The organism is Mucilaginibacter sp. (genome assembly GCF_965201005.1).
GTDB lineage: Bacteria > Bacteroidota > Bacteroidia > Sphingobacteriales > Sphingobacteriaceae > Mucilaginibacter_A.
Genome location: NZ_OZ241747.1, coordinates 3,480,607 through 3,500,055 on the forward strand (window position 1 = coordinate 3,480,607; position 19,449 = coordinate 3,500,055).

A 19,449-nucleotide genomic window follows, 5' to 3' on the forward strand; every position below is an offset into this window, starting at 1 on the left:
TCTAATAATATTGATCTTATGAAATTCCCTTTTTACGCGATACTGTTTTTAGCAACCTTTTTTTCGGATGCTGTTTTTAGCCAGCAAAAAACGGCAACTGCTGACCAGCAGAAAAAGAACGCTTTTGTTGCTGCGCTGATGAAAAAAATGACACTGGAGGAAAAAATCGGCCAGCTGAATTTGCCCAGTTCAGGCGATTTTACAACCGGCACGGCAACCAATTCCGGCATCGCCCAAAAAATTGAAAAAGGCGAAGTCGGCGGATTGTTCAACATCAAATCCGTAGAAAAAATACGTGCCGTGCAGCAGCTGGCGATTGAGAAAAGCCGTTTAAAAATCCCGATGATTTTTGGCATGGACGTGATACACGGTTACGAAACGGTTTTCCCGATCCCTTTGGGCCTATCCTGCAGCTGGGATTTACCGGCGATAGAACGCAGCGCACAAATTGCCGCTTCGGAAGCCAGTGCCGATGGGATTTGCTGGACATTTTCGCCAATGGTAGATATTTCCCGTGACCCTCGCTGGGGCCGCGTGTCGGAAGGTTCCGGCGAAGATCCGTACCTCGGTTCGCAAATTGCGCGGGCAATGGTCCGAGGTTATCAGGGCAAAGATTATACGCAATCAAACCGCATTATGGCCTGCGTAAAACATTACGCTTTGTATGGTGCGGTAGAAGCAGGCCGGGAATACAACACCGTGGATATGAGCCATCTAAGAATGTATAATGATTACTTTCCGCCCTATAAAGCAGCGGTTGATGCCGGTGCCGGAAGCGTAATGGCTTCGTTCAATGAGGTGGACGGCATCCCGGCAACGGGCAATAAATGGCTGCTGACCAATGTTTTACGAAACCAGTGGGGCTTTAAAGGTTTTGTGGTAACGGATTATACCGGTATTAACGAAATGACAGCACATGGCATGGGCGATTTGCAGCAGGTTTCTGCATTGGCTTTGCGTGCCGGGGTAGATATGGACATGGTTGGCGAAGGCTTTTTATCAACCCTGAAAAAATCTTTGGCACAGGGAAAAGTAACGCAGCAGGAAATCGACCAGGCCTGCCGTCGGATTCTGGAAGCCAAATATGATCTGGGTTTATTTGCCGATCCGTACCGTTTTTGTAACCTAAAAAGGGCACAAACCGAAATTTATACCGAAGCAAACCGCAAAATTGCCCGCGAAACTGCTACCAAAAGTTTTGTCCTCCTCAAAAACGAAAACCATATTTTGCCGCTTAAAAAAACAGGCACAATTGCCCTGATCGGCCCGCTGGCAGACAGTAAAGAAAACATGACCGGCACCTGGAGCGTTGCCGCGGATGCCACAAAATACAAATCATTGTTGACTGCATTAAAAGAAGCAGCAGGCAGCAAAGCCAAAATCTTGTATGCCAAAGGTTCTAATCTGGATGCAGATTCTGCCTTTGAAGCCAGGGCAACAATGTTTGGCAAATCATTGCACCGGGATCCAAGACCCAGTGAAGAAATCCTGAAAGAAGCTTTAAAAACAGCCGAAAAAGCCGATGTAATTGTAGTGGCCGGAGGAGAAGCTGCAGAAATGAGCGGCGAAAGCAGCAGCCGCAGCAATATTAAAGTGCCGCAAATTCAGCAAGATTTGATGCAGGCTTTATTAAAAACCGGCAAACCGGTGGTGTTGGTTTTGTTTACCGGCCGCCCGCTTGACCTCACCTGGGAAAACAAAAATGTGCCGGCTATTTTAAACGTGTGGTTTGGCGGATCGGAAGCTGGCGATGCAATCTCGGACGTATTATTTGGTGCTATTAACCCAAGCGGGAAATTGACGGCTACTTTCCCGCAAAACGTGGGTCAGATACCGTTGGCCTACAACCACAAAAATACCGGCCGGCCGCTGGCTGAAGGCGAATGGTTTCAAAAATTCCGTTCCAATTATCTCGATGTTTCCAATGATCCGTTGTACCCTTTTGGTTTTGGGTTGAGCTATACTTCTTTTACCTATGAAAAACCCGTGTTGGACAAAGCACAAATGCATAAAAAGGACGAATTGCACGTATCGGTAAAAGTAACCAACACCGGCAATTTTGATGGCGAAGAAGTAGTGCAAATGTATATTCAGGATTTGGTCGGATCAATTACGCGGCCGGTAAAAGAACTGAAAGCTTTTCAAAAAATCTTCCTGAAACAAGGCGAAAGTCGCAATGTGCAGTTTACCATCAACAACAATGATCTGAAGTTTTATAATTCTGAGTTGAAATTTGATTCTGAAACCGGCGGTTTTAAAGTTTATACCGGCACTAATTCCCGGGATGTAAAAGAAGCATCGTTCAGTTTGCTGCCATAACCGGTTTAAATTGCAGTCTTGGATCATCAGCCAGAAAAAAGCCTTGAATTCAAAATTGTTTTTGCGGAAAGGTCAATGCTTCTTTTAGCACTATTAATTTAGGCTGATAAAAACCGGGTATTGTCATAAATGCTAAAAAAATCGATGGTTCATAATGACGTATTTAATGCTTTTTGACTTGATCCAGCAATTCATCCCAAAATCAGTTTCTTGTCTTTTTAAAAAATTCTCGTGATTTCTTGAATAATTGCTTCGATTTCTGTTTTCAGAATCAGTTTCAACAATTCGATTTTTCGGCTTCTATATTCATCTTCAATTGTTTAAATCAAATTTAAGAAATACTTCATCTATTCTTCACAATCAAATTCGTCAACCAAACAAAATCTGCAACACTCAACCTTTCCGCACGCAAATCCAGCATTAGTTCTTCCGTCATTTTTTCTTTGTTGATGAGCGAAGAAAGCGCATTACGCAACGTTTTTCTACGTTGGTTGAAACCTGCTTTAAGTTAAAGGGAAATAATAACAGGACCACTTTGCATTTGCCCTTGACTCAAATATGCTTTGATTTGAGGTGTTAGTTTTCTTAACTCTGCGTATTGATTAATTTTTGCTGTCAATACAAAAACGGTTATTGTATATTTTGAAAAATTTTGCTGGTATTGCAGGTTTTTGTCATAAGTCAGGAGTGCATCAAATGAGTTTTCAACAAGAAGTTTTAACAATTCTCCGTTCTTGATTCCATTCCATTGTTTGTCTCTAACGGTATAAATTTCATGTTCATAAAAGTCCTGCTTTAGCCGTTTTGGCAAATTTTCGTCAAGCAACAGTTGCATATAACTGAGCTGCGTTTTTAGAAGTCATGATTTTATTTGCAACGGTTAATAAAGCAACTGCCTGCTCTTTGGATACAGTGGGAAAGTCATCTAAAAATTCATCAAGCGGAACACCAGCTTCTAAATGATCAAAAAAGCTTTCAACCGGCACACGTGTTCCTTTAAAAACAGGTTGGCCGCCCAAAATATCTTGATCAATACTGATGATTTGATGAATGTTCATAAAACGAATTTAAAGAAAAATATTTGCAGTAAAGACTATTAGCTTTATATACTTCATCTATTCTCCACAATCAAATTCGTCAACCAAACAAAATCTGCAACACTCAACCTTTCCGCACGCAAATCCAGCATTGGTTCTTCCGTCATTTTTTCTTTGTTGATGAGCGAAGAAAGCGCATTACGCAACGTTTTTCTACGTTGGTTGAAACCTGCTTTTACAACCTGCCAGAAAAGTTTTTCATCACAATCCAGTTCCTTGATTTCATTTCTGCTGAGACGGATTACGGCTGATAAAACTTTTGGCGGCGGGTTAAATACGCCTGCTTTCACCGTAAATAAATATTCAACTTTATAATAAGCCTGCAAAAACACGCTCAAAATACCATATTCTTTGCTTCCCGGTTTGGCGGCGCAGCGCTCGGCAACTTCTTTCTGAAACATGCCCACCACTTCCGGTATTTTGTTGCGGTCATCTAAAATTTTAAATAAAATTTGGGACGAAATATTGTAGGGAAAATTGCCGATCACCGAAAAAACACCGGTAAAAACAGCATCAAAACCCATCTGCAAAAAATCAGCATTAATTAATTTTTCGCCCAGTTGCGGATATTTTTTTTGCAGAAACTGATAAGATTCTGTATCAATATCAACCATAAAAACGTCCAGTTCAGGTTTCTGCAACAAAAAATCAGACAAAATGCCCATTCCGGGCCCAACTTCCAGCACCTGACCTTCCGTTTTTAAACTGTTTACAATTTTGGCGGCAATGTTTTTATCGGTCAAAAAATGCTGGCCTAAATGTTTTTTCGCTTTAACTAATTGCATCTGCTGGTTAAATTACTGCAAAATACGTCATATTTGTACTTTATCCGGCTTTTGCGGCCGGGCATTTTTTATTTGTATCGATAATCCAATGAGTGAAAAAATAAAAGTCGGGATCAGCATCGGCGACGTAAATGGCATCGGCATGGAAGTCATCATCAAAACATTTGCAGATGCGATGATACTGAATTACTGTACGCCGATTGTGTATGGCAACACCAAAATTGCTTCGTACAACCGTAAAAATCTGGGTTTAAATGATTTTAATTTTAACGTGATTGATGAACCGGAACAGGCGAATCCGAAAAAACCGAACCTGATTAATTGCTGGGAAGAAGATGTAAAAATCAACTTCGGCGAAGCCAATGAAACCGGTGGAAAATATGCTTTTATCTCGCTGGAACGCGCCACAAACGATTTGATTGCAGGTAAAATTGATGCTTTGGTAACTGCGCCGATCAACAAACACAACATCCAGAGCGAAAATTTTAATTTCCCGGGCCATACCGAATATTTACAGGAACGCTGCGGTGCAACAGATTCGTTAATGTTTTTGGTGAGTGATGAACTGCGCGTGGGCGTGGTTACGGGCCATATTCCGGTTTCGCAGATCAGCGAAAAAATTACGGTGGCCAACATCCTCTCAAAACTGAACCTGATGAACCAGAGTTTGAAACAGGATTTCTGGATCCGCAAACCACGGATTGCCGTTTTGGGCTTAAATCCGCACGCAGGCGACAATGGGTTGATCGGTATTGAAGAACAGCTCACGATCATCCCGGCGATAGAACACGCTAATAATGAAGGCATTCTGTGCTCCGGCCCGTTTCCGGCTGATGGTTTTTTTGGCAACTGTACTTACAAAAATTTTGATGCCGTGCTGGCCATGTACCACGATCAGGGTTTGATCCCGTTCAAAAATACCGCTTTTGATCTGGGCGTGAATTTTACGGCCGGTTTAAACCGCGTGCGCACATCGCCGGACCATGGAACGGGTTACGCAATTGCCGGAAAAAACATGGCCTCTCCAACTTCCTTCCGGGAAGCGGTTTTTACAGCGGTGCACGTGGTCAAAGCGCGTACAGAATCTGCAGAATTGCTAAAAAACCCATTGAAATTCAGCAAGTTCAGCCGGGACCGGGATTGATTTGAATTTCTATAAAAATCAGACAGGCAACGTTATGGATACTGTTTTTACCAGCATAAAAGAAGCATTATAAAATATAATTTATTGATTTTCAGTTTTTTAATATAAATCAAATGTTTCTTTTATCGACCTATTTTCATTTTGGAAAAAACTATTTCCAGTTGTGTAATTTTTCCTAAATTTGCGGGCTAATTACCGCTCATTGAAAACGCTTAAAGCATATTCGATTTCTTTTAAGGGGCTGAAACTTGGAAAGCACCATTATGAATTTGAAATCACAGATGCTTTTTTTAACGAGTTTGAATATTCATTGGTAAAAAAAGGCAAACTGGATTGCAAAGTTGAACTGGAAAAGCAGGAAACAATGCTGCTGCTTGGTTTTACGATCAATGGTGTGGCAGATCGTTCGTGCGATCATTGTTTAGCTGAGTTTCCGGAAACGGTTGCAGTGGCTGAGAGGCAGATTGTGAAATTTGGTGAGGCAGAACCTGAAGAAGAAGACGACGAAATTATGTACCTGACACGGAATGATTTTGAGCTTGATCTGTCTAGATTAATTTACGAATACATTAACCTGGCCATGCCGCTAACCAGTGTTTGCGGTAATATTGGTAATACGCCGTTTTGCGACCAGGAAATGCTTGATAAGCTGAAAAAGCTTTCGGGAAGAGAAGAAGAAAATATTGACCCGGACCCTCGTTGGAACGTGTTAAAAAACATTAAATAAATTTTAAATACGATTGAATCATGCCACATCCAAAACGAAAAATATCCAAATCCAGAAGAGATAAACGCCGTACCCATTACAAAGCGGAAGCCCCAACCCTGACCACCTGCAAAACTACCGGTGCCGTACACTTGCCGCACAGAGCTTACACGGTTGACGGTAACGTTTACTTTAACGGAAAATTATTGATCGAACGCGCAACAGTAGCTTAGTTTATTTCCCGAAAATGAGGATTGGCTTAGATATTATGGGTGGCGATTTCGCTCCTGAAGCAGCAGTTTTGGGGGCAATCGTTAGCTGTAACTTTTTGTTGCCCGATGAAAAATTAATTTTGATCGGAGATCAGGGTTTTGCCCTGAAAATCATCCGGGAAAAGAATTTCGACGAAAATAAGTTTGAGTACGTTCATACCACCGAAGTTATCGGTATGGGCGAACATCCTACCAAAGCAATCGCACAAAAACCCAATTCCAGCATCGGCATTGGGTTTTCTCTGTTAAAAGAAGGCAAAATTGATTCTTTTGCTTCTGCCGGAAACACGGGTGCCATGCTGGTTGGTGCTATGTTTAGCGTAAAAGCTATTCCGGGTATTATCCGGCCTGCTATCGCGGGTATCGTACCGAAACTAAACGGCGGCCACGGCATTATTTTAGATGTTGGTGCCAATGCGGATTGCAAACCGGACATACTGGTGCAGTTTGGCATTTTGGGCAGTTTGATGGCAGAATCACTATACCATATTGATAACCCAAAAGTAGGTTTGATCAATATTGGCGAGGAAAAAGAAAAAGGCAATTTACTTGCCCAGGCTACCTATCCGCTGATGGATGGCCACCAACAATTTAATTTTGTAGGTAATATTGAAGGCAGAGGGTTGTTCACAGATGATGCCGACGTTTTTGTTTGTGACGGCTTTACCGGAAACGTCATCCTGAAACTGGCTGAAAATTTTTATGATGTTACCACGAAAAAAGGCATCCGGGATGAATTTTTTGATCGGTTTAACTACGAACAGTATGGCGGAAGCCCGATTTTAGGTGTCAATGCGCCGGTTATTATCGGCCATGGGATTTCTAATCCGGAAGCGATAAAAGGTATGATTATGCTTTCCAGAAATACGGTTAAATCAGGCCTGATCGAAAAAATCAAAAAAGCTTTCCTTTAATATTGATATGGATAAAATTTACGCCGCAATTACTGCTGTAAATGGTTATGTGCCTGATTATGTGCTCACAAATCAGGAACTGGAAACAATGGTGGATACCAATAATGAATGGATTTTAAGCAGAACAGGCATCCGTGAACGCCGGATTTTAAAAGGTGAAGGTTTAGGCGTTTCTGATCTGGCAGTTCCGGCGATAAACGGCTTGTTGGAAAAACGGGGCATTGATCCCGAAGAAATAGATTTACTGATTTTTTGTACCACCACGCCCGATATGCCTTTCCCGGCCACGGCCAATATCATTACCGCAAAAGTAGGTGCAAACAAAGCATGGGGTTTTGATTTACAAGCGGCCTGCTCCGGTTTTTTATACGGGTTAACGGTTGGTGCCCAGTTTATCGAAAGCGGGATGCACAAAAAAGTATTAGTGGTGGCAGGCGATAAAATGTCGTCTATTATTGATTATCAGGACCGGGCAACCTGTATTATTTTTGGCGATGGCTGCGGTGCAGTTTTGCTCGAACCAAACACCGAAGGGTATGGCTTGATTGATGCCAACCTGCACAGTGACGGAAACGGCATCATCCATTTACACCAAAAAGCCGGAGGCTCGGTAAAACCAACCAGCCACGAAACCATTGATGCCCGCGAGCATTATGTTTATCAGGAAGGAAAAGCCGTTTTTAAATTTGCCGTAACCAACATGGCCGAATCTGCTGCCGAAATTATGGAACGTAACAACCTTAACGCAGAAAACGTGAATTGGTTAGTACCGCATCAGGCCAATAAACGCATTATCGATGCTACGGCAAACCGCATGGGCGTTGGCCCGGAAAAAGTGATGGTCAACATTGAGCGTTATGGCAATACAACCAACGGCACCATCCCACTATGTTTGTGGGAGTGGGAAAGCAAATTAAAAAAAGGTGACAACCTGGTTCTGGCTGCTTTTGGCGGAGGCTTTACCTGGGGTGCGGCCTACATTAAATGGGCTTATTGATTTTAGCCGCATTTTTTGTTATTTAATGATAAATTAGCCTGCCAATTATAATCACCCTAAATAATTACACGAAACAACAAAAATGGACATGGATATTAAGCAAATTCAGGATTTAATCCGATTCGTTTCCAAATCAGGGGTTAACGAGGTTTCTATTGAACAGCAGGATTTTAAAATCACGATCAAAACCAACCAGCCGCAAACCGGAGTAGTAACTACCACAATTCCGGCGGCATCGGCAGAAAACACAGTTGTTCCGTCTATCACGGTTACCACGCCGGTAGTTACGGCTGTTGCGCCGCAGGCAGAAGACACATCTAAATACATTACCGTAAAATCACCCATGATCGGTACTTTTTACCGTTCTGCATCACCGGAAAAACCACTTTTAGTAAATGTGGGCGATGAAATAAAAGGCGGCGATGTGCTTTGTATTATCGAAGCGATGAAGTTGTTCAACGAAATTGAATCTGAAGTTTCCGGCCGTATTGTTAAGATTTTGGTGGATAACGCTTCGCCGGTTGAGTACGACCAGCCTTTGTTTGTAGTTGACCCGGCTTAAGCACATACTGTTTTTACCGGTATAATTTTGGTGCTTCTTTTAGCTATTCATTTTCAAAGTTTCTTTAAGTAATGTTCAAAAAAATATTGATAGCCAACCGCGGCGAAATTGCGTTACGTATTATCCGCACCTGCAAAGAAATGGGGATAAAAACAGTAGCCGTTTACTCTACTGCGGACCGCGACAGCCTGCATGTTCGCTTTGCGGATGAAGCCGTTTGTATCGGGCCGCCGGCCAGTAAAGATTCTTACTTAAGCATCCCGAATATCATTTCCGCAGCAGAATTGACCAATGCGGACGCCATCCATCCGGGTTATGGATTTTTATCCGAAAATGCCAAATTTTCGGCCATTTGTGCAGAATATGGTATCAAGTTTATTGGTGCTACAGCCGCCCAGATTGATTCTATGGGTGATAAAGCATCTGCAAAAGACACCATGAAGAAAGCAGGCGTACCTACCATTCCGGGCTCTGACGGCTTGCTGACTGATGTAAAGCAAGGTATTCAGGTAGCAAATAAAATCGGTTATCCGATTATTTTAAAAGCAACTGCCGGTGGCGGCGGCCGCGGAATGCGCATCGTTTGGAAAGATGAGGCTTTTGAAGCTGCCTGGGATTCTGCCCGTGCTGAAGCCGGAGCCGCTTTTGGAAACGATGGGATTTATCTGGAAAAGTATGTGGAAGATCCGCGGCATATCGAAATCCAGGTGATCGGAGATCAGTTTGGCAAGGTTTGCCATTTATCCGAACGTGATTGTTCGATCCAGCGCCGTCATCAAAAACTGGTTGAAGAGTCCCCTTCCCCGTTCATGACAGAAAAACTACGCCGTAAAATGGGCGAGGCAGCCATCAAAGGTGCCAAAGCTGTAAGATACGAAGGTGCCGGGACCGTGGAGTTTTTGGTTGATAAAAACCGCGATTTTTATTTTATGGAGATGAACACCCGCATCCAGGTAGAGCATCCGGTCACCGAAGAAGTGATCAACTTCGACCTGATAAAAGAGCAGATAAAAGTAGCAGCAGGCGTGCCGATTTCCGGTAAAAATTATGAGCCAACCATGCACGCTATTGAATGCAGGATCAATGCAGAAGATCCGATGAACAACTTTCGTCCTTCCCCCGGAAAAATCACTAATTTTCATTCGCCGGGCGGCCATGGTGTCCGGGTGGATACGCATGTTTATTCCGGCTACGTGATCCCGCCGAATTATGATTCGATGATTGCCAAACTGATTTGTGTGGCGCAAACCCGCGAAGAAGCTTTGAACACGATGGAACGTGCGCTCAGTGAATTTGTGATCGAAGGTGTAAAAACCACCATTCCTTTTCACCTTAAACTTATGCAAGACCCAAATTTCAGGGCTGGTAATTTTACCACAAAGTTTATGGAAACTTTTGAATACACCGAAGACTAAAAACCGATTATAAATTTAAACGTAAATACCATTCTGAATCCCAAAGAATGGTATTTTTGTTTCTACTGAAATATGAGCGATCTTAAAGATAATAAACTGTTTAAAGCCCTCAAAGAGAAAGGCACGAACCTGGAAGCCGAAATGTCTTTTTTTGATCACTTAGATGTGCTCCGCAAGCATTTAATTCGCTCGGCGATTGCCATTGTGCTTTTTACCAGTCTGGCATTTTATTTTTACGACTTCTTTTTCAACACCGTAATTATGGGGCCAAGCAGAACATCCTTTTGGACATACCGGATGCTTTGCGAACTTGGGGCTTACCTGCACCGGCCGGGGTTTTGTATAGATAAAATCAACATCCATTTGATTAATACAGAAATGGCGGGCCAGTTTACGCTACAAATCAATTCCTCATTTATGATTGGCCTGGCATTGGGCTTCCCGTATTTGCTGTATGAGGTTTGGCTTTTTATCAAACCGGCTTTGCACGATAAAGAGCGCAAGGCAGCCAGCGGCTTTGTTTTTTATGCTTCGATACTGTTTTTACTGGGTGTTTTATTTGGTTATTTTGTGATTACGGCCATGTCTCTCAGTTTTTTGGCAGGTTATAATGTAAGTGACTCCATCCAAAATTTATTTAGCATTGATTCTTACATTTCATCCGTAGCAACCTTAACGCTGGCAACTGGAGCTGTTTTTGAGCTGCCCATTTTGATTTATATTTTATCGACCATGGGTTTGCTCACGGCCAAATTTATGCGCGAATCCCGCCGTTATGCCATTATCATCATCCTGATTGTGGCCGCAGTGGTAACGCCAACACCGGATATGCTGACCATGACGGTAGTAAGTATCCCGTTATTTTTGTTGTTTGAAGCCAGTATTTTTGTTGCCGCCGCAGTGGATAAACGCCGTGCCTTAAAGCACAACGAACTGATGGAATCCTAAATCGGCCATACTGTTTTTATCGGTATAAAATTGCAATTATGAAAATAGCCATCGGTGCAGACCATGCCGGTTTTGAATTAAAAGAAGCTTTGACTGAATTTCTTAAAGAACATGAAATCAGGGATTTCGGTACGTATTCTTCCGGTTCGGTTGATTATCCTGATTTTGCGCATCCGGTTTCTTCCGCAGTAGAAAACAAAGAATTTGACCTGGGCATTTTGATTTGCGGAAGCGGAAATGGCATCGCGATTACTGCCAACAAACATCAGGGCATCCGTGCGGCAATTTGCTGGAACACTGAGTTGGCCAGTTTGGCGCGCAAACACAACAACGCCAACATTTTGTGCCTGCCCGCCAGATTTATACCGATAAAAGAAGCACAGGAAATTACCGAAATTTTTTTAACTACGGATTTTGAAGGCGGCCGTCACCAAACCCGGGTAAACAAGATTTCCTGCTAAAACCATTATGAAAAAAATAATTTTATGTGCTTCGCTCGGTTTTTTTGTTATCGCCGCCAAAGCACAAAAACAAAACCCGGAACAAAAATATGCCGCTTACATTACGGCAGACGATGCCAGAAAACACCTCACTATCATTGCTTCTGATGCTTTTGAAGGGCGCGAAACCGGCAAACCAGGTGCAGAAAAAGCAGCCAATTACCTTGCCGGTGAGTTTAAAAAATTAGGTTTAAGAGCACCGGTCAACGGTTCGTATTTTCTGGATGTTCCGCTGGAAGATAAAAGTTTGAAAGTAACCGCTTTTAAAGTCAACAATCAATCTTTTGAAAACGGCAGGGATTTTTTAATGAGAGGCACGTACAGCAATACATCTTTACGCACCAAAGACGTAGTTTTTGTAGGATACGGCACGCCCGAAGAAGTAGGCAATACCGATATCACAGGCAAAGTTTTGGTTTGGATCAATGAAGATAAACCTGGAACCGGCACCACAACCAACACCAGTTACCGCATCAGCGCAGCCCGGAATAAAATTGTAAAAGAATTGCAAAGCAAACATCCGGCTGCTATTTTGGCTGCCAATACCGGCATCGCTGATGTGCTTAAACGTTTGGGTTCCAGTTTTACAGGAAGCAGTTTATCGCTTAAAAAAGAAACCTCAGCAGCCACACCGCAGCAGGCACCGGTTATCAACATTACCATACCTGTTGCTGATGAGTTGGTAAAATCATCCGGACAAACATTTGAGCAGCTAAAAAAAGCATCCGCAGAAGGCAACGTAACTGCAAAAGTTTTGAAAGTTGATTTTACTGCTGATTATCATACCGAAACCAAACCGGCAAAAGCAGTAGATGTGCTGGGTTTATTGCCCGGATCAGACTCAAAACTGAAAGATGAAATACTGGTGTTTTCTGCGCATTATGACCACATCGGATTAACCACCACCGGAACGGATAAAGTAAACAACGGTGCCGATGATGACGGTTCCGGCACAACCGGGATTTTAGAAATTGCACGTGCTTTTACGGCAGCAAAAAAAGACGGACATGGCCCGCGCCGCAGCATTTTGTTTTTGGGCAATGTGGGCGAAGAAAAAGGTTTGTTAGGATCAGAATATTATACTGACCATCCGGTTTTTCCGCTCAACCAAACTATTGCCGATTTGAATATTGATATGATCGGCCGCACCGGTTACGACTATCAGGGCAAAGCGGATTCATCCAACTATGTTTATGTAATCGGTTCTGCCATGCTGAGCACTACTTTGCGAAAAGTTACCGAGGAAGCAAATAATAAATATACCAAACTGGATCTGGATTATAAATACGATGACCCGAATGACCCGAACCGTTTTTATTACCGATCAGACCATTACAACTTTGCCAAACACGGTGTACCGATTATCTTTTATTTTGATGGCGAGCACCAGGATTACCACCGTCCGGGCGATGAAGTAAGCAAAATAAACTTCCCGATGCTGGTAAAACGTGCGCAATTGGTTTTTTATACCGGTTGGGATTTGGCAAACCGGGATGAAAGGCCGGTTGTGGATGTTAAAAGCAACATGACCAATAGTCAATAATATCGATACTGTTTTTATCGGTATAAAATTTGCCAATTAACAACGCAACGGCCAGTTTTACGTTAAAAGCTAAATCCTTAATTTTACAGCATGAGCAAAACTGCCGAAGATTTTATTGCGAATGCCGAAGCCAAAGCTTTTGATCTGAAGCACCGCAGCATTATCAACCATAACATTGGTAAATATGATGCGGCAGTTTCGCGTGGGATTGCGCGTTTGGCCAATCTGGAAAATGCCAAGCGTAAAGCGCACGTAATCAAATGGAAAACGATGGAAAACTTAGACAAGCTTTTGCCCGAGTTTGAAGCCAATTTCCAGCGGCGCGGCGGTAAAGTTTTGTGGGCAAATGATGCAGAAGAAGCGCAAAAAGAAATCCTGAACATCATCCAAAAAGCAGGTGCAAAAACAGTAGTCAAATCCAAATCAATGGTAACGGAGGAAATTCATTTGAATGAATTCCTTACTCAAAACAATATTGAAAGCTTAGAAACTGATCTGGGCGAGTACATCGTTCAATTGCTTGGCCAGAAACCGTATCATATTGTTACGCCGGCCATGCACTTATCTAAAGAAGATATTGCCGAATTGTTTAACAAACATTATGGCACGCCAATAGATGCCACGCCGGAACAATTAACGATGAAAGCGCGCGAGCTGCTCCGGAAAAAGTACGTCCATGCAGATATTGGCATCACGGGAGCCAACTTTTTAATCGCCGATTCGGGCAGCATCGCCATTACCGAAAACGAAGGCAACGCGCGCTTGTGTACCACTTTCCCTAAAATCCATATTGCTATTGTGGGGATTGAGAAGATGATCCCTTCGATGGCTGATCTGGATTTATTCTGGCCGCTGCTTTCTACGCATGGAACGGGCCAAAACCTCACCGTTTATAATTCTATTTTAAACGGACCGCGGCAGGCACACGAAACCGACGGCCCGGAAGAAATGTACGTGATTTTGCTGGACAACGGCCGAACGAATTTATTGGCCCAAAAAGATCAGCGGCAGGCTTTGTACTGTATCCGCTGCGGTGCTTGTTTAAACGCTTGTCCGGTTTATAAAAACATTGGCGGCCATGCTTACGAAACCACTTACAGCGGCCCGATTGGCTCCATCATTACGCCGCACACAAAAGGTATGGAGGATTTTAAACATTTGAGTTATGCTTCCAGTTTATGCGGAAAATGTTCGGAAGTTTGCCCTGTAAAAATTGATCTGCATAAAATGCTGCTGCTCAACCGGCGCGATTCCGTCAAACAAAACTTCAACCCGATCAAAGAAAAATGGGGCTGGGCTTTGTGGAAAAAAGGAATGCAAAGCCGCAAATTAACCGATTATTTTGGAGGAAAAACCAAGAATTTCTTCTTAAAATTTCTATTTAAACACACTTGGGGACATTTGCGGGAAATGCCGGAAGTTGCCCCAAAATCCTTTAGCCAGCAATGGCAGGAAAAGAACGGAGAAAGCTGATAGGTAATGGTTTATGGTTGATAGTTCATGGACTTTGCTATCGACCATTATCAATCAACTATCAGCTATGAACTAAAAAAACGTATGCGTAAAATCACCTTAAACATTGCAACCAGTTTGGACGGTTATATTGAAGGGCCGAAAGGCGAAATCGACTGGTGCCTGAACGATCAGGATTACGGCTTAACAGATTTTGCCGAAGACACCGATGCTTTGTTTATGGGTAGAAAAAGTTACGAATTGATCGCGCAGGCCGGATTAGGCTTTTTTGAAGATCATTCTATATATGTGTTTTCTGATACGCTTGTAAAAGAAGAGCATTTTGGGGTAAAGGTAATCCGCCGTGCTGATCTTATTTCGTTTGTAAAAGATTTTAGGGAACAGGAAGGCAAAAACATCTGGTTTTTTGGCGGTGCAGATTTGCTTGCTTCTTTTATGGCACAAAACTTAGTGGATGAATTTTTGATTTCGGTCCATCCAATTATTTTGGGCGGAGGAAAATCTTTGTTTCATCACGCACAAGAAAAAATAGAGTTAATGCTGATAGAACACAAAGCTTATTCCAGCGGCTTGGTGCAAATGCGTTATATCATGCCGCCAAAATTTGATTTAAGTATGCTGGATTTGTAAAACTAATTTTCCAGCTTTTCCACTTCCGCTACCGGATTAAACAGATAAACTCTATTCGTACTTACTTCCACACAACGATAACGTTTCCGCAGCCGTTCTTCCCGCCGAAAAACCCGTCCGTCTTTCCAGCGAAACAAACCGTTTGCCGGGATTTTTTCTACCAAAATAACAGATGCTTCTTTTACATCATATTTTTGGAGGACGCGAAATAAAGTCAAATCAGAACAACTGGAAGCGGCGGGATTATCTAAGTAATTGGTGATGGCCGTTTTAACATCAGGCGGAAAAATTTCCAGCTCAAAAAACGGCTTCATCATCCGTTTAAAATTGCTTTTCCACTCGGCACCGTGCGGTTTTACTTTATGCTGATGCTGGTTAAAAGTATATAAATGCGCAAACTCGTGTACGGTTGTTACTAAAAAAGCATAAGGATTAAGGTCGAAATTAACTGAAATGCGATGTCCTTTGCTACCAAAAGGCGAACGGTAATCGCCAAACTTGGTGCCGCGGTTGCGCGAAACTTTAAATTCACATTGAAAATAATCGATCCATTTGGCAATTACCGGCGCAGCACTTTCCGGCAGGTATTGTTTAAGGATTTCGGTTTTGTCCACGCTGTAAAATCGCGATTTATTTTAACAAATGAAAGGTGATAAAACTCGCTGCGTAAGCCAAAACCGTCATGTAAGCAAACTGGATAACCGGCCATTTCCATTCTTTTGTTTCACGATAAACCACGGCAACTGTACTGGCGCATTGCATAGCAAAAGCGTAAAACATCATCAGCGACATGGCCACGGCGAAAGTAAAAACCGGCAAACCCGTGTCGGGGTTACGGGCGTGTTTCATCTTATCCATCACCGAATCCAGTTTATCGGCATTACCATCCACGCTGTAAATCGTGGCCATTGTTCCTACAAAAACCTCACGCGCAGCGAAAGAAGTGATCAGGGCGATACCAATTTTCCAATCAAAACCTAAAGGACGGATTGCCGGTTCGATAGCGTGGCCTAAAATACCGGCATAAGAATTTTCGAGCTGATCGGTAGCTTTTAAATGCTGTAACTCATCTGCCGATTTTTGTGCCGTAAAAGAAGCATTGCTATATTTCCGGTCTATTTCGGCCATCCGTTTTCCCGGTCCGTAGGAAGCCATCACCCACAAAATAATGGAAACGGCAATGATGACTTTCCCGGCCTGTACCACAAAAGTTTTAGAACGCTCATACATGGTTAAACCCACGTTTTTCCAGCGTGGCATCCGGTAAACGGGCAACTCCATGATAAAGTAACCACGTTCGCGGCTTTTCAAAATCAGTTTAAAAACAAACGCAACAACAACGGCCGAAACTACGCTGAACAAGTACATCGCCATCATGGCCAAACCTTGTAAATTAAAAACCCACCAAATATTGCGATTAGGAACAACAAGTGAAATAAGCAACGTATAAACCGGCAAACGCGCAGAACAGGTAATTAAAGGCGTAACCATAATGGTAATCATGCGGTCTTTCCAGTTTTCGATGGTGCGCGTACTCATGATCGATGGCACGGCGCAGGCAAAACCTCCAATTAATGGCACTACTGATTTACCGTTCAGGCCAACTTTCCGCATGATCCGGTCCATCATAAACGTAACGCGCGACATGTAACCGGTGTCTTCCAGGATCGAAATAAAAGCAAACAAAATGGCAATCTGCGGGATGAAAACCAGCACGCCGCTTAAACCGGCCACCACGCCATCAAGCAATAAACTGGTAAGTGGCCCGGCAGGTAAAATGGCATGTAAAGTTGTGCTGAGCCAAGTGAATGAATCCTCAATTAATGCCATTGGGTAAGCCGACCAGGAAAATATCGCCTGAAAAATGAACATTAAAATGGCAAAGAAAATAATAAAACCGAAAATTTTATGGGTAAGGATTTTATCAATTTTGTTGCTGTAGCTTTCCTTTTCTGCAAAATGATTTTTGCGGATTACTACATCAAACAGCACATCATTGATAAAATTATAACGCGCAATGGTTTCTGTAGCCTGGGATTTTTGCGAATGGAAGCTAAATTCTTCCTCCAGGCTTTCGATCCGGTTGTTTTGCTGGGGCGATAAAAATTGTAAATACTCATGCTGATGTGCCAGTTGCAGCGCATAATAATCGTTATCAACCAAAATTTCTTCGCGGATGCTGTGGATAAGTTGCGGGGCCAGCTGTGAAATGTCAATCGTATCTTCCTGTAAAGCAATTTTTCCGGCGTAGTTGATTGCTTCTTTTAGCGCATCAATTCCTTCGGCTTTGCGGGCAGAGATTGGCACAACCGAAACGCCTAATTTTTTTGAAAGCAGGTTTATGTTGATTTCCAATCCGGCGTTTTTGGCCATGTCCATCATGTTCAAAGCAACAATAACGGGCACTTTCAAATCTGCAACCTGTGTATATAGCAGCAAATTACGTTTGAGGTTGGAAGCATCCAGAATAACCACAACCAAATCCGGATTGTGCGGATTGGCCTGATCTGCCAGTACAGAAAAAACGATGGATTCGTCTTTACTTTTTGGGTAAAGACTATAAGTTCCGGGCAAATCAATGATTTCGGCACGGCGGCCATCGGTCAAAGTACAGAAACCGGTTTTTTTATCTACCGTAACACCCGGAAAATTGCCCACCTTTTGGTTAAGGCCGGTAAGAACGTTAAAAAGTGTTGATTTGCCAGTATTTGGATTTCCTACTAACGCAACTTTTATTTCGGGTTTCAACTCAAATTACTGTAAAATAATGGTAGAAGCTTCGCGTTTGCGCAGGCTAAGCTGATAGCCGGAAACGTTGATGGCAATCGGGTCTCCAAGGGGCGCAATGCGTTGTATGCTGATTTCTTCGCCTGGCAAACAACCCATCTCCATCAGTTTTACAGACATTGCCAAATCAGTAAATTCTTTGATGATCCCTTTTTTTCCTACACTCAGTTGCGAAAGTTTCATGAAATACAATTTATACCGTAAAACTATCGCTTATTTGAATTAAATCCAAATAAGATTTGATGATATTTTGTAAAAAGAATGCTTCTTTTATCGGTAAATTTTAAGGGCTTAATGCTGAAAGGAATTGTACCGAAAATGCGGGCAATTGCATTTTTTATGAAACAAGCTGCAGGAAGAAAACAGCATTAAAGCCATTAAACCTGTAAAAAAATACTTACTGACGTTGCGTTTGGATAGCATAAGTGGTTACTGATACACTGAATATTCCCATTAAAGTACCTAATACATCACAAAAAAGATCAGCCCATTCTGCACTTCGGTAAGTAAAAACCTTTAATTGCAGCAATTCTATGGCACCGCCGAACAAAAACATAATACCCAGTACAAAAGCAAATATGCTTGCCGACAACTGATGATGCGCCTGTTTACGCAGCAAACCATATAAAGTAAATATGGTGAGCACAAAAAACAAACCGGTATGTGTTAGTTTATCAAAACCTTTGAAAAACAGAGGCGACTCTCCGGCTTTACCTAAAGAAGCACAGCAAATTATCAAAATAAACAAAGCCCAGATTAAAGCCGGGCTTTGGTGTTTAAAAAGTTTTTGCATTAAGCACCAACCAGTTCTTTATAGCTTTCTGCGGATAGCAATTCGTCCAGTTCTGCAGCATTTTTGATGGATATTTTCACCATCCAGCCTTCACCAAAAGGATCAGAATTTACAAGTTCCGGGTTGGCGTCTAAAGCTTTGTTCATTTCCAAAACTTCGCCGCTTACGGGCATAAACAAATCTGAAACTGTTTTTACGGCTTCTACCGTACCAAAAATGGCTTCTTTGGCCACTTCTTCGCCAATTGTATTGATATCGATGTAAACAATATCGCCCAGTTCGTGCTGTGCAAAATCCGTAATGCCGATCGTGGCGGTATCACCATCAACCAAAACCCATTCATGATCTTTGGTATATTTTAATGCAGAAGGAAAATTCATGTTCGTGTTTTTTTCTCAAAAATAGCAAAAAACCGATTGAGAAATGTTTTTCATATCGGAAAATTTGATGCTTGATGCTGTTTTTATCGACTAAATTTCTGGTTGCTGATTTTAGGCTTATTTTCTAAAAATCAGCTTTTTAACTTTGTTTAAAATAATCTGATGAACCCGAAAGATCATGCAG

At 42.4% G+C, this 19,449-nt stretch carries 22 protein-coding genes; 13 read left to right on the top strand and 9 right to left on the bottom strand.

Annotated features, from left to right (window positions below):
• The first annotated feature begins 18 nt into the window (after positions 1-18).
• A complete protein-coding gene (gene bglX / locus ACOFKR_RS15835) occupies positions 19-2,319 on the top strand; it encodes a beta-glucosidase BglX (RefSeq protein WP_419801770.1) in 2,301 nt (766 codons plus the stop codon).
• A gap of 343 nt (positions 2,320-2,662) precedes the next feature.
• Here the strand turns inward: bglX and ACOFKR_RS15840 are convergent, their stop codons facing one another.
• The 4 genes from ACOFKR_RS15840 to rsmA are packed head-to-tail and all read right to left on the bottom strand — an operon-like array spanning position 2,663 to position 4,201.
• Positions 2,663-2,794, bottom strand: a complete 132-nt coding sequence (locus tag ACOFKR_RS15840) for a hypothetical protein (RefSeq protein ID WP_419801771.1) — start codon at positions 2,792-2,794, stop codon at positions 2,663-2,665.
• A 33-nt stretch (positions 2,795-2,827) separates the two neighbouring features.
• Positions 2,828-3,154: a hypothetical protein gene (locus tag ACOFKR_RS15845; protein WP_419801772.1), complete on the bottom strand. Its 327-nt coding sequence runs from the start codon at positions 3,152-3,154 to the stop codon at positions 2,828-2,830.
• Positions 3,138-3,377 (bottom strand): DUF433 domain-containing protein, encoded by a 240-nt coding sequence (locus ACOFKR_RS15850; protein WP_419801773.1) that lies wholly within the window; start codon positions 3,375-3,377, stop codon positions 3,138-3,140. The genes ACOFKR_RS15845 and ACOFKR_RS15850 overlap by 17 nt, the downstream gene beginning before the upstream one ends.
• 53 nt (positions 3,378-3,430) lie before the next feature.
• Positions 3,431-4,201, bottom strand: a complete 771-nt coding sequence (gene rsmA / locus ACOFKR_RS15855; RefSeq protein WP_419801774.1) for a 16S rRNA (adenine(1518)-N(6)/adenine(1519)-N(6))-dimethyltransferase RsmA — start codon at positions 4,199-4,201, stop codon at positions 3,431-3,433.
• Between the two features lie 88 nt (positions 4,202-4,289).
• On the opposite strand from rsmA, the gene pdxA reads away from it, so the two are divergent.
• From pdxA to ACOFKR_RS15915, 12 genes are all read left to right on the top strand, one after another.
• Positions 4,290-5,345, top strand: coding sequence for a 4-hydroxythreonine-4-phosphate dehydrogenase PdxA (pdxA, locus tag ACOFKR_RS15860; RefSeq protein ID WP_419801775.1), 1,056 nt, complete (start codon positions 4,290-4,292; stop codon positions 5,343-5,345).
• 202 nt (positions 5,346-5,547) lie between these two features.
• On the top strand, positions 5,548-6,072 hold the full coding sequence (locus tag ACOFKR_RS15865) for a YceD family protein (protein ID WP_419801776.1): 525 nt from the start codon (positions 5,548-5,550) through the stop codon (positions 6,070-6,072).
• A gap of 20 nt (positions 6,073-6,092) precedes the next feature.
• Complete coding sequence (gene rpmF / locus ACOFKR_RS15870) at positions 6,093-6,284, top strand: 50S ribosomal protein L32 (RefSeq protein ID WP_419801777.1); 192 nt, start codon at positions 6,093-6,095, stop codon at positions 6,282-6,284.
• 14 nt (positions 6,285-6,298) lie between these two features.
• Positions 6,299-7,237 carry a phosphate acyltransferase gene (locus ACOFKR_RS15875; protein ID WP_419801778.1) on the top strand — a complete coding sequence of 313 codons (939 nt, stop codon included), beginning with the start codon at positions 6,299-6,301 and terminating at the stop codon, positions 7,235-7,237.
• A gap of 7 nt (positions 7,238-7,244) precedes the next feature.
• Entirely contained in the window at positions 7,245-8,234 is a 990-nt protein-coding gene (locus ACOFKR_RS15880; RefSeq protein WP_419801779.1) for a beta-ketoacyl-ACP synthase III, read from the top strand.
• 82 nt (positions 8,235-8,316) lie between these two features.
• The gene (gene accB / locus ACOFKR_RS15885; RefSeq protein ID WP_419801780.1) at positions 8,317-8,796 is read left to right on the top strand and encodes an acetyl-CoA carboxylase biotin carboxyl carrier protein; all 480 of its coding nucleotides are present in this window, start codon (positions 8,317-8,319) and stop codon (positions 8,794-8,796) included.
• Positions 8,797-8,867: 71 nt separating this feature from the next.
• A complete protein-coding gene (gene accC / locus ACOFKR_RS15890; protein WP_419801781.1) occupies positions 8,868-10,211 on the top strand; it encodes an acetyl-CoA carboxylase biotin carboxylase subunit in 1,344 nt (447 codons plus the stop codon).
• Positions 10,212-10,283: 72 nt separating this feature from the next.
• Positions 10,284-11,159: a twin-arginine translocase subunit TatC gene (gene tatC / locus ACOFKR_RS15895; protein ID WP_419801782.1), complete on the top strand. Its 876-nt coding sequence runs from the start codon at positions 10,284-10,286 to the stop codon at positions 11,157-11,159.
• 38 nt (positions 11,160-11,197) lie between these two features.
• Positions 11,198-11,620, top strand: coding sequence for a ribose 5-phosphate isomerase B (gene rpiB / locus ACOFKR_RS15900; protein WP_419801783.1), 423 nt, complete (start codon positions 11,198-11,200; stop codon positions 11,618-11,620).
• 7 nt (positions 11,621-11,627) lie between these two features.
• Complete coding sequence (locus tag ACOFKR_RS15905; RefSeq protein ID WP_419801784.1) at positions 11,628-13,202, top strand: M28 family peptidase; 1,575 nt, start codon at positions 11,628-11,630, stop codon at positions 13,200-13,202.
• Between the two features lie 90 nt (positions 13,203-13,292).
• Positions 13,293-14,675 (top strand): LutB/LldF family L-lactate oxidation iron-sulfur protein, encoded by a 1,383-nt coding sequence (locus ACOFKR_RS15910; RefSeq protein ID WP_419801785.1) that lies wholly within the window; start codon positions 13,293-13,295, stop codon positions 14,673-14,675.
• A gap of 27 nt (positions 14,676-14,702) precedes the next feature.
• Complete coding sequence (locus ACOFKR_RS15915; protein WP_419801786.1) at positions 14,703-15,305, top strand: dihydrofolate reductase family protein; 603 nt, start codon at positions 14,703-14,705, stop codon at positions 15,303-15,305.
• A gap of 2 nt (positions 15,306-15,307) precedes the next feature.
• On the opposite strand, the gene ACOFKR_RS15920 is transcribed toward ACOFKR_RS15915, so the two are convergent.
• The 5 genes from ACOFKR_RS15920 to gcvH form a co-directional block, all read right to left on the bottom strand.
• Entirely contained in the window at positions 15,308-15,919 is a 612-nt protein-coding gene (locus tag ACOFKR_RS15920) for a SprT-like domain-containing protein (RefSeq protein WP_419801787.1), read from the bottom strand.
• A 16-nt stretch (positions 15,920-15,935) separates the two neighbouring features.
• Positions 15,936-18,053, bottom strand: coding sequence for a ferrous iron transport protein B (feoB, locus tag ACOFKR_RS15925; RefSeq protein ID WP_419801788.1), 2,118 nt, complete (start codon positions 18,051-18,053; stop codon positions 15,936-15,938).
• Between the two features lie 6 nt (positions 18,054-18,059).
• A complete protein-coding gene (locus ACOFKR_RS15930) occupies positions 18,060-18,275 on the bottom strand; it encodes a FeoA family protein (RefSeq protein WP_419801789.1) in 216 nt (71 codons plus the stop codon).
• 214 nt (positions 18,276-18,489) lie between these two features.
• Positions 18,490-18,885, bottom strand: a complete 396-nt coding sequence (locus ACOFKR_RS15935; protein ID WP_419801790.1) for a VanZ family protein — start codon at positions 18,883-18,885, stop codon at positions 18,490-18,492.
• Positions 18,885-19,265 carry a glycine cleavage system protein GcvH gene (gene gcvH, locus ACOFKR_RS15940; protein WP_419801791.1) on the bottom strand — a complete coding sequence of 127 codons (381 nt, stop codon included), beginning with the start codon at positions 19,263-19,265 and terminating at the stop codon, positions 18,885-18,887. The genes ACOFKR_RS15935 and gcvH overlap by 1 nt, the downstream gene beginning before the upstream one ends.
• Positions 19,266-19,449: the final 184 nt, after the last annotated feature.

Coding starts and splice junctions, on each gene's coding strand:
- bglX (WP_419801770.1), top strand. CDS start 19: ATGAAATTCCCTTTTTACGCGATACTGTTTTTAGCAACCTTTTTTTCG.
- ACOFKR_RS15845 (WP_419801772.1), bottom strand. CDS start 3,154: ATGCAACTGTTGCTTGACGAAAATTTGCCAAAACGGCTAAAGCAGGAC.
- ACOFKR_RS15850 (WP_419801773.1), bottom strand. CDS start 3,377: ATGAACATTCATCAAATCATCAGTATTGATCAAGATATTTTGGGCGGC.
- rsmA (WP_419801774.1), bottom strand. CDS start 4,201: ATGCAATTAGTTAAAGCGAAAAAACATTTAGGCCAGCATTTTTTGACC.
- pdxA (WP_419801775.1), top strand. CDS start 4,290: ATGAGTGAAAAAATAAAAGTCGGGATCAGCATCGGCGACGTAAATGGC.
- rpmF (WP_419801777.1), top strand. CDS start 6,093: ATGCCACATCCAAAACGAAAAATATCCAAATCCAGAAGAGATAAACGC.
- ACOFKR_RS15875 (WP_419801778.1), top strand. CDS start 6,299: ATGAGGATTGGCTTAGATATTATGGGTGGCGATTTCGCTCCTGAAGCA.
- ACOFKR_RS15880 (WP_419801779.1), top strand. CDS start 7,245: ATGGATAAAATTTACGCCGCAATTACTGCTGTAAATGGTTATGTGCCT.
- accB (WP_419801780.1), top strand. CDS start 8,317: ATGGACATGGATATTAAGCAAATTCAGGATTTAATCCGATTCGTTTCC.
- accC (WP_419801781.1), top strand. CDS start 8,868: ATGTTCAAAAAAATATTGATAGCCAACCGCGGCGAAATTGCGTTACGT.
- tatC (WP_419801782.1), top strand. CDS start 10,284: ATGAGCGATCTTAAAGATAATAAACTGTTTAAAGCCCTCAAAGAGAAA.
- rpiB (WP_419801783.1), top strand. CDS start 11,198: ATGAAAATAGCCATCGGTGCAGACCATGCCGGTTTTGAATTAAAAGAA.
- ACOFKR_RS15905 (WP_419801784.1), top strand. CDS start 11,628: ATGAAAAAAATAATTTTATGTGCTTCGCTCGGTTTTTTTGTTATCGCC.
- ACOFKR_RS15910 (WP_419801785.1), top strand. CDS start 13,293: ATGAGCAAAACTGCCGAAGATTTTATTGCGAATGCCGAAGCCAAAGCT.
- ACOFKR_RS15915 (WP_419801786.1), top strand. CDS start 14,703: ATGGACTTTGCTATCGACCATTATCAATCAACTATCAGCTATGAACTA.
- ACOFKR_RS15930 (WP_419801789.1), bottom strand. CDS start 18,275: ATGAAACTTTCGCAACTGAGTGTAGGAAAAAAAGGGATCATCAAAGAA.
- ACOFKR_RS15935 (WP_419801790.1), bottom strand. CDS start 18,885: ATGCAAAAACTTTTTAAACACCAAAGCCCGGCTTTAATCTGGGCTTTG.
- gcvH (WP_419801791.1), bottom strand. CDS start 19,265: ATGAATTTTCCTTCTGCATTAAAATATACCAAAGATCATGAATGGGTT.